This is a genomic window from Streptomyces sp. NPDC029526 (assembly GCF_040637405.1).
Classification (GTDB): domain Bacteria; phylum Actinomycetota; class Actinomycetes; order Streptomycetales; family Streptomycetaceae; genus Streptomyces.
Genome location: NZ_JBEZWE010000006.1, coordinates 18,185 through 27,647, shown reverse-complemented (window position 1 = coordinate 27,647; position 9,463 = coordinate 18,185). Strand labels below are relative to the sequence as shown.

Below are 9,463 nucleotides of genomic sequence, written 5' to 3'. Positions count from 1 at the left end.
GGCTCACGGGATGCGCAGGAGCATCGCGCCCCAGCTGAAGCCGCGGCCGATGCCGATGGCCGCGACGAGATCGCCGGAGCGGATCCTCCCGGCGCTCAGGTTCTCCGAGAGGCAGCTCGGGATGGAGACGCTGGAGGTGTTGCCCCGCTCCTGGATGTTCGTCATGAGCTTGTCTCCCGGGATCTCCAGCGCCCGGCTCACCTGGTTGATCATGTTGAGGTTGCCCTGGTGCGGCACGAACCAGTCGATGTCGTCCACCGTCAGGCCGTTGCGCTCCAGGATCTCCCGGCCCACGTGGGTGAGCAGCTTCGGGCCGACCGCGCCGACCTCACGGCCGCGCATCAGCATCTTGTCGTTCTCGTCGATGTCGAAGGCGTCGAAGTACGAGCCGTCCGCGTGCAGCGCCACGTCCAGCAGTCCGCGTTCCGCGGTGTCCGCCGACCAGACCGCGGCGGCGGCGCCCGCCCCGAACAGCGCCGAGTAGCGGTAGTCGAAGTTCAGGATCGGGCGGGGGTTCTCCGCGCAGACGACCAGCGCGTTGCGCATGCCGAGCGCCGGGAGCATCGCGGCGGCGGTCGCGGTGCCGTACATGAAGCCGGCGCAGGCCACCGAGGTGACGTCGAAGCAGGTGGCGTGCCGCAGCCCGGCCTGCTTCTGCAGCGGCAGCGAGATGTCCATGTAGTTGTTGGTGGCGCTGGAGGGGTTGGTGCGCGGGCGGGTCGTCGAGGTCGTGCCGATGACGAGGTCGATGTCGTCGGGTCCCAGACCGGCGGCGCTCAGCGCGTCGTCCACCGCCCTGGCCGCCATCTCCACCGCGCGCTCCTTGTCGTCGGCCGGCCAGTGCCGGCTGACGATCCCGGTGTTCTCGCGGATCCAGGCGTCGTCGATGCCCAGCGCGTCGAGCTGCTCGAAGTGGGCGTTGGTGATCGGCTCGCCGGGGAAGTAGTGGCCGATCCCGGCGAGCCGCACGGGGGCGATCGCGGTGGGCGGCAGGGGGCGCAGATGGGCTGTCGCCGGGTCGGGGACGGTCTCGGCGGTGGTGGTCATCGGTAGCAGCCTTCCGGGTCCATGGTGCGCAGGAGCGCGAGTTCTTCGGTGGTGACGGCCTTCTCGTCGTGCAGGAACGCGCTGACTCCCGTGGATCCGTCGGGGAAGTCCCACCCGGTCAGGTCGCGGACCGCCGCCTCGGGACCGTCGGGCAGGTCCGCCTCGGTGCGGCCCCGGCCGGGCACCGGCGGCAGCCAGCTCGTCAGCTCGAACGCGTCGCCGGCTCCGGTGCGGGTGAAGCGCCCGAACTGGCTGACCACGTCCCGGACCCGCCGGCCCGGACTGGTGAGGTGGGCCAGCCGCGGCACGTAGCGGCGGGCCGAGGCGGCCGCGACCACCACGCAGTCCACGGTCGAGGCGATGTCGTTGGCCCCGCCGGAGCCGGTGATCCAGCGGCCGTTCGGCAGCAGCGTCGTGTTGATGTTGGCGTCCGGGTCGATCTCCGCCGCCGACAGCACGCCCAGGCAGCGGGGGTTGGCGGCGACCGCGCCGCCCAGCGTCTCCGCGACGCCCGCGAGCATCTGCGAACGCTCGGCGTGACGCTGGCTGAAGAGGAAGACGTCGCCGGGCTCGGGGTCCATCGACTGCAGGCCCAGTTCGGCGGCGACCCGCACCTGGATGCCGTCGTCCGCCAGCAGCCGGGCCGCCAGCCACGCCGCCATGTGCGAGGTGCCGATCCCGGCGAGCAGCGTGTCGTAGCCGCGCTCCCGGACCAGGTCGGCGACGGCGCGGGCACCGAGCACGATGAGCTGCTCCTGCTCGGTGGGCGCGGCGGACGCGTCCACCGGCGGGGCGGCCTGCTCCGCGACGGCGCTGCCGCCCGGGGGAGCCGGGAAGAGCAGTCCGGAGCGGCGCCGCTCGCCCAGCTTCTCCAGGTACTCGGCGTGGCCCGACACCCCGCCGACCCACTCCTCGTACCAGGCGGCGGCGGTCTCCGGGGTCGTGCAGGCGCCGACGATGTCGGTGAGGAAGTCGTAGTCGTCCAGGTAGCCGTCGACCCCGGCGAGACGGCCGGTACGCAGCGACTGCGGGTGGGCGCCGAGCGGAGCCTCGCACAGGCCGAGGACACGGGCGGCGGGGATCACCACCCGGTCCGGCATCGCCGCGACCACCTCGTCGTCGACGATCGCCTCCACGGAGGCGAGGACGCCGTCGGTGGCTGCGTACGCGGCCCAGGGGCCCTCGCCCAGCGGGGGGCAGGCCACGACGTTGCCCCGGCTGTCCGCGACGACGCCGTGGAAGAGGGCGAAGCGGGGGCGCAGCGGGCTGAGCAGGGTGACGGTGCGCTCCGGGTCCTCCGGGTGCGGCACCAGGTGGAGGCTGCCCTCCTTGCCGTGCCGGAGGTCGGTCTCGGCGAGCCTCGAGCCGGTGGTGGCGAACGGCTGGCCGAGTGCCGCGGCCATCAGCCGCTGGGTGTAGGTCAGCAGCGACCACATCTCGATCTCGAACGGCCGGCCCTCGGCCAGTTCGCGGTAGAGGCGGTTGGGGCGCGGCGAGGGGTAGGTGTCCCCGACGAAGCCGGTGATCACCTTGCGCACGGCGCCGGAGAGGGCGAGCGCGTGGGCGCTGGAGTGCACGGCGGTGGTGCTCACGGTCAGGCTGCGGCTGCCGGCGAAGGTCCGGCAGACCGCGTTGAGCAGGGCGTTGGGCCGCGACATCGTCGCCGCCGCGTGCAGGTGGTCGCCCTCGCGGACGAAGCGGCGTATCAGGTCGTCGGGGTCGGCGGCCAGGTAGGGGCCGCTCCGGTGGCCCGTGGCGGCAGGGTGGTCGGGCGTTGTGGTCATGCGTGCTCCAGGGCCATGACGGAGGTCTGCGAGCCGAAGGCGAAGGACAGCGAGACCGCCAGGTCGAACTCGGTGTCGCGGGGTCCCTCGGCGACGTGGTCGTGGTCGCACTCGGGGTCCGGCGTGCGGTGGTTGGCGGTCGGGGCCAGCCGCTGGTGGTGGAGCATCAGCGAGGTGGCGGCGACGTTGATGATTCCGGCCATGCCGAAGGTGTGGCCGTAGATGGGCTTGTTGGAGCCGTGCGGCGGCAGGTCGGCGTCGTCGCGGTGCGGCAGCAGCCGGCGCAGGGCCCGGCTCTCGGCGAGGTCGTTGTACCGGGTGGCGGTGCCGTGGCCGCAGACGTACCCCACCTCGTCGGGCTTGCGCCCGGCGTCGTCGAGCACGGCCGCGACGACGGAGGCGGTGACGTCTCCGGTCAGATCCATGCTGGTGGCGTGGTCGGCCTCGTTGAGCGCGCGGTGGCCCAGGATCCGCGCGTAGATCCGGGCGCCGCGCTCGCGGGCGGAGGACTCGCGCTCCAGGCAGAGCGTCATCGCGCCCTCGCCCAGGGCGAATCCGCGCCGGTCGCGGTCGTAGGGGCGGACGGCGGAGGCGGGGTCCTCCTCCTCCGGGGAGAGCACCCCGTCCCCGAGGCCCAGGTAGCAGCGGGCGACCTCCGGGGTGATCGGGAACTCGTGGCCCCCGGCCAGCACCACGTCGGCGCTGCCCGAGCGCAGCTCGCGCAGCGCGAGGCCGATCGCGTGGTGGCCGCCGACGCAGGCGCTGCTGACCGTGGTGACCAGGCCCTTGGCCCCGACGGCGATGGCGGCCAGCGTGGCCGGGCAGCCGGCGAGACCGCGGAACATGGCCGTCGCCTTGCCGGCGTACGGGTCCTGGTCGGGGCCGGCCGTCATGGTCTCGGCCCACCAGGACAGCGGGCCGCGGGAGGAGGACTGGACGATGCTCAGCCGCTCCGGGGCGACCTGGCCCCGGGCGATCCCGGCGTCCGCGAGCGCGTCGCCGACGGCCGCCATGGTGGCCAGGATGTCGCGGTTGTACTTGGCGGCGTGCGCCGGATCGAGGTCCGGCAGCCGGACCGCGGTGTCGAACGCACCCAGCTGCGCGGCCGCGTGGACCGGCAGCCCGGCAGCGGCGAACGCCGGCTTCTCCAGCCGGCTCACCTGGGGGGTTCCGGTGGAGACATGCCTCCAGAAGGCGTGGACATCGGGGGTGCCGGGCAGCACGCACCCGATGCCGGTCAGCACGACGGGATCGGAGAGGTCCGGGGAGAGGTCTCGGCTGCTGTCCATGGAGCGAAGCTAACCGCTCCTACACGAGCCTCGATATGGCCGTCAAGTACTCATACTCGGCCGGTTCGATGACTCCCGGTACTCGATTTTCCGCCGGATCCGTCAACCCCGTGCGGTAGACGCGCCTACGCACGAAAGCGGCCCGGGCACCTCCGCGAGGGGAGGGACCGGGCCGCTTCGGGCGCGGAAGGGCTGGCTTTTCAGGCGTTCTTGACGTCCCGTCGGCCGACCGCGTGCGTACCGGCGGCGACGACCAGGACCGAGAGGACCAGCAGCAGCGCGACCCCGCCCCACGGAACGCCGTCGACCAGCGGGTCGTTGCCCAGCGCCCACTCCCACGGGGAGATGTTCGACAGCGGCTCCAGAGCGTCGGACATCGGCGCGATGGCGTGCAGCAGATAGCCGACGACGAGCACACCGGCCGCCACGCCCAGCGCGGGACCGCGTCCGAAACCGAATCCGACGACGGCGTAGGCGACCCCGGCGTGCAGGACGGCCAGCAGGCCGACCGTCAGCGTCACGGCGGCGACCCCGCCCCCGGAGACGTCCATGTCGAAGGCGACGACCGAGCCGTAGACCGACAGCCAGACCAGGAGACTGGTGACGACCAGGCCGAAGGCCACGCAGAGGAAGCGCACCAGGAAGACCGTGCGGCGGGCCACCGGCAGCGCCAGCAGCAGTTCGAGCCGCCCGGCCTCCTCGTCGCCGCCGGTCAGGGCGGCGGTCGCGGTCACGGCCATCAGGCCGAGGAGCAGCGGCAGCAGGACCGCGTACAGGTTGCCCTTGAGGTAGCCGCTGGCGCTGCTGATCTGGTCGATCCCGAAGGCCGTGGCCACCTCCGGCGAGACGCCGGAGGCGAAGTCCTCCAGCGCGCCGGACTTCTCCATCGAGGGCCAGGCCCCGGCGACGGAGAGCGCGAGCAGGACCAGCGCGGCCGACCAGGCGATCAGGGTGCGTTTCTGGATCTGTACTCCGCGCCGGAAGATCTCCGAGCTGGGCGACGACATGTGTTTCCCTTCCGGCCGGCCCGGGGGAGCGGCCTTGGTGACTGAAGACCCGTGACGGTGACTGCGGCGGTCACCGCACGGGGGCGGAGCCCGGGGACGGCTCGTCGGCCGCGGTGCCCCGGCTGCCCGGGACGTCGCTCTGGTAGTACTCCAGGAACGCCTCCTCCAGGTCCGGTTCGGGCGCCGTGAGCGTGGTGATCCGGTGCCCGGCCAGGAGCTTCAGGAGCGGGTCGGGCGATCCGGTCCAGGCCAGGCTGACCTCCTGGCCCCCGGGCCTGCGCCGTTCCACGTCCGACGCCCCGTCCAGGGAGCCCAGCGCGGCGAGCGGGACGTCCTCGTCCTCCGCGAAGGTGATGTGGAAGCGCTGCGCGGCCCGGCGGCGCAGCTCGTGCGTCGGTCCGGAGGCGGCGAGTCTGCCGCCCTGGAGCACCGCCACCTGGTCCGCGACCCGCTCGACCTCGGAGAGGATGTGCGAGGAGAGCAGCACGCTCTGCCCGTTGTCCCGGGCCTCCTCGACCGTGCCGAGGAACACCTGCTGCATCAACGGGTCGAGCCCGTTGGTCGGTTCGTCCAGGACCAGCAGTTCCGGCCTGGCCATGAAGGCGCCGACCAGGCCGACCTTGCGGCGATTGCCCGTGGACAGTCCCCGGACCTTGCGTGACGGGTCGATGCCGAACCGCTGGACCAGCTCGTCCCGGTAGGCGGTGTCGGTCATCCCGCGAAGCCGTCCCCAGGATGCCAGGGTCTGCCCGATGGTCAGCCGTTCGTCCAGCCGCAGTTCGCCGGGCAGGTAGCCGATACGCCCCCGCACCTCGGGCCGGTCCGGGTCCTGGCCGAGGACCCGGACCACGCCGGACGTGGGCCGGGACAGGCCCATGAGCATGCGGATCGTGGTGCTCTTGCCCGCTCCGTTGGGGCCCAGATATCCGTAGACCACGCCCTGGGGGACCGTCAGGTTCAGCCGGCTCAGCGCGGTGAAGTCACCGAACTTCTTGGTGACGTCCGTACATTCGATGAGAGGGGTCACGTCTCTTCTGCTCTCCTCTTGCGCCCACGGCTCGTGCGTCCACGGCCGGCCGGTGTGGCGGGCGACGGGGGTGAAGGGCGGGGGGGTCGGTATCCGCCGTACGGCACGGCACGTACAGCATATTCAGTGTTTACTGAATCTGATCAACAGGCTATCGGGGCGGCCCACATGCCGCAACGAAACGCCTGGCCCCGTGGCGCGAAACGTTCACGCCGCGGCGGCGTCAGGAGCGGCGCTCCGAGGGCGGGGAGGGCTCCCGGTTCGCGGCGGAGGCCGCCTGCCACCAGTAGCCGTTCTCCACCCCGAGCGCCGCCGTGCGGTCCAGGTGCCCGGAGTCCCGCAACAGCCGGACTCCCGCAGCCAGGAGGGCCGGATCACCGGCGGCCACCGACGCCGCCAGCGCCTGCGCCTCGGCGAGCGCGTCGCCGTCGGGAACGGTGCGCTCCACCGCGCCCAGCCGGGCGAGTTCGTCCGCCCGCAGGCGCTCACCGGGGATCAGCAGCATCCGGGCGGCCACTCCGCGTCCGGCCCGGCGCAGCAGCGAGTGGACCGCGCCGCCGCCGGGGACCGCGCCCACCCCCAACTCCGGCAGGCCGAACAGCGCACCCTCGCCGGCCACCACCAGGTCGCAGGCCAGGGCGAGTTCGAGGCCGCCCCCGAGGGCGTACCCCTCGACGGCGGCGACCAGGGGGAAGGGGGCCTCGTGCAACGCCGCGAACACCGTGCGGAAGTGGGCCCGCCGCACCGCGCGGCGCGACAGGTCGTGCCAGTCGGGTTCACCGGTGTCGGCGCCGCTGGAGAAGGTCCCACCGGCCCCCGTGAGCACCAGCGCACCGGGGGTCGGACCTCGTCGGCCCGTCAAGTCGCTCAATCGCGCCGCCAGTTGCTCCAGCATCGCGGTGGACATCGCATTGCGGCGGTGCGGCCGATGGAGCGTCAGCGTGACCACCCGCCCGCTCCGCTCGACGAGCAGGGGGTCCTGCTCCGCTGCGGGTGCCGTCTCGGAGAGGTTCATCCGCAGGGCCTCAGCATTCTGAACAGCTCCTTGCGCCCGGACACGCCCACCTTGTGGAAGACCCGGCTCGCGTAGTTCTTGACGGTCTGCTGCGTGAGGCACAGCTCCTGGGCGATCTCCTCGTTGGAGCGGCGGCGTAGTAAGAGGCCGAGGATCTCCTCCTCGCGTCCGCTCAGCTTCCATGTACGGCACACGCCGATGTCCCGGGCCGGCTGCGGGGGCTCGTCGGTGCCCAGATGCCAGAAGCTGCGCCCGCTCAGCACGTCGTGCAGTCCCTTGACGATGGACTCGGGCGGGCACGACTCGTGCACGAACCCCGCGGCCCCGCCCCTGATGCACTCCACCACGCTGCGGGGCGCGTTGTCCCTGCTGTAGAGGATGACCCGGGTTCCGCTCCAGTAGGACCGGTTGCCACGGACCTCCGGCCACTGCTCGTACTCCACGAGCGCCACGTCGGGCCGGCCGCCGGGGAGGGTGTCGACAGCGGTCGGGTGGGGGCAGCCGCCCAGCACGGTGACGTTCGGATCGCCCCGGAACAGGTCGAGGATCGCTTTGCGTATCAAAGGTGACGAGTGCAGGACGATCAGCCCGCGTCCGCCCGTCTCGGCCATACCAGAACCCCTCGTACTCCAACGGCGCCGGTCGGGCGCCCTGTCGTTCGGCATATTGCGAATGTGTTGAACCGTACTGGCGAGATGATGCCCACCCCGCCGATGGCAAGACCGCACCGGTGCGGTGTCGGAGCGGCGTGGAAGTGGAGCCGCTGAGGCTCGCGGGCACGCGACGTCTTGTCTCGGGGGATACTGCCGGGTAATAAGGTGGGTAGAAATTCCGGCCCGGCAGTTATTACTGGCGCGTAGACAGTCTGCGTGCGAATAAGAATCCCTATGGGAGACGCTTCCGCGCCGTGTTCGGTTCCACTTTCAAGGACTTTCGATTCCAGTTTTCGGTGGGGATGTTAAGGCTCTGTGACATCCTCGGGAACAGTGGACCGACGTGTGTGCGTGGCGGTGCGGCAGGCGCAACCTGCCCGGATGACGGTGGTCCGGCGTGACGACCCGCCTCGTCACGCGGATAAAGCCTGACCGCGAAGGGTCATGTGGCTGAAGCACGACTTCCCCCTGATGGCGCATTGCGACCCGGTGGTCGCTGAAGGCCGCACGGGGCAAACCGCTGCGAGAGTTCGGGCCCCGAATCCGGGTCGATAGTAACCTCCGGATCCTCCACTGTCACGCAGCGGATTATTGCCCGGCAGTCAAGAATGCCCGCCGGGAATTGACGTATCCTTTGATCGACTTCGCACTTTCCGCATGTTTTCGGTTGTCGAGAGATATTTCTGGCATGTCCGCTTTTGCTGGTGAGGTGTGGTCGGCCGTCCGTGGACCTCGGCGGTCGAGGCTTGCCCGAGGCTCTGTGATTCGGCCAGCCCGAGCAGACGCCTGCGGGCCGCACCGGCCGCGGGGCCGGCCGTTGTCCGTGGTCGCGTGAGGGACCTTGGTGCGCGCGCCAGGGGCGTCGGCTTCTTCGCGGGTGCCGGTGGGGATGTCGTAGGCCCAGGTCGGGCCTTCTGCATGGTGGCCAGGGTCAGTACGGGCCGTACTCGTCGCCAGGAGCGTGCGTGCCTTCCGGGCCGGGTGGCGCTCCCCGCGTCGTCGTCCTCGTCGCCGGGCGACCGCCACCCTGTGGGTGGACTGCACGCTTTCGGCCCGATTCGGCACCGGTGGCGGGCGAAGAATGGATGATTCCGCCCGTCGGGGCCAGTGAATCGCGCATTAATAGCCATGTTTATCCCCGGCGCGCAGCGGGGCTGATTCGAGTACGTTTGCGGCTTGTGTTCGCGGGTACGGCCTGATCGTCTGTGCGCTTCTTGTGACAGATTGCGACGACTTGGTGGCCCACGGGGGGCCGCCTCCTCTGTCTGGCCTTGGGTCCCCCTCTTCGAGCCAAGAGGCGGGGCAGACCTTCGGTCGTAGTTCAGGCGGTTTGGGGGATGGCGTGGTGCTGGGAGAAGGCGCGTGTCGCGACGAGCACGTGGGCGCGTTGGGTGGTGAGACACATCGGGGCCTGCTGGTGCCGGCTCCCCTCGGACTCCTCCCCTTCGCAGCGCTCGCAGCGGGTCCTGGATGCCGGATCGCACAGCGAGGCGGACGCGGTGGGCAGGAAGGTCCGCGCGGGGTGTCGACCGCCTTGCCGGGAGGGGCTCTCGCCGAGGCGCGAAGAACAGGATCCCAGGAAGAGTCCGGAAAGGCAGGATCAGCGGAAGAGGTCGGAAAGACCGGATCCGCGAAGGATCT

Annotated in this window: 7 protein-coding genes; all 7 read right to left on the bottom strand. The window is 71.4% G+C overall.

Going from position 1 to position 9,463, the window contains the following annotated elements:
• Positions 1–3: 3 nt before the first annotated feature.
• Positions 4–1,047, bottom strand: coding sequence for a ketoacyl-ACP synthase III (locus tag AB0F01_RS16310; protein ID WP_362095326.1), 1,044 nt, complete (start codon positions 1,045–1,047; stop codon positions 4–6).
• Positions 1,044–2,831, bottom strand: a complete 1,788-nt coding sequence (locus tag AB0F01_RS16305; RefSeq protein WP_362095323.1) for a CoA-transferase — start codon at positions 2,829–2,831, stop codon at positions 1,044–1,046. The genes AB0F01_RS16310 and AB0F01_RS16305 overlap by 4 nt, the downstream gene beginning before the upstream one ends.
• A complete protein-coding gene (locus AB0F01_RS16300) occupies positions 2,828–4,120 on the bottom strand; it encodes a beta-ketoacyl-[acyl-carrier-protein] synthase family protein (RefSeq protein WP_362095320.1) in 1,293 nt (430 codons plus the stop codon). Before AB0F01_RS16300 ends, AB0F01_RS16305 begins: the two co-directional genes overlap by 4 nt.
• A 200-nt stretch (positions 4,121–4,320) precedes the next feature.
• Positions 4,321–5,127 carry an ABC transporter permease gene (locus AB0F01_RS16295; RefSeq protein WP_362095317.1) on the bottom strand — a complete coding sequence of 269 codons (807 nt, stop codon included), beginning with the start codon at positions 5,125–5,127 and terminating at the stop codon, positions 4,321–4,323.
• A gap of 70 nt (positions 5,128–5,197) precedes the next feature.
• A complete protein-coding gene (locus tag AB0F01_RS16290) occupies positions 5,198–6,154 on the bottom strand; it encodes an ABC transporter ATP-binding protein (protein WP_362095314.1) in 957 nt (318 codons plus the stop codon).
• 223 nt (positions 6,155–6,377) lie between these two features.
• Positions 6,378–7,169, bottom strand: coding sequence for an enoyl-CoA hydratase/isomerase family protein (locus tag AB0F01_RS16285; protein ID WP_362095311.1), 792 nt, complete (start codon positions 7,167–7,169; stop codon positions 6,378–6,380).
• Positions 7,166–7,780, bottom strand: a complete 615-nt coding sequence (locus tag AB0F01_RS16280) for a response regulator transcription factor (protein ID WP_205077754.1) — start codon at positions 7,778–7,780, stop codon at positions 7,166–7,168. Before AB0F01_RS16280 ends, AB0F01_RS16285 begins: the two co-directional genes overlap by 4 nt.
• Positions 7,781–9,463 lie beyond the last annotated feature (1,683 nt).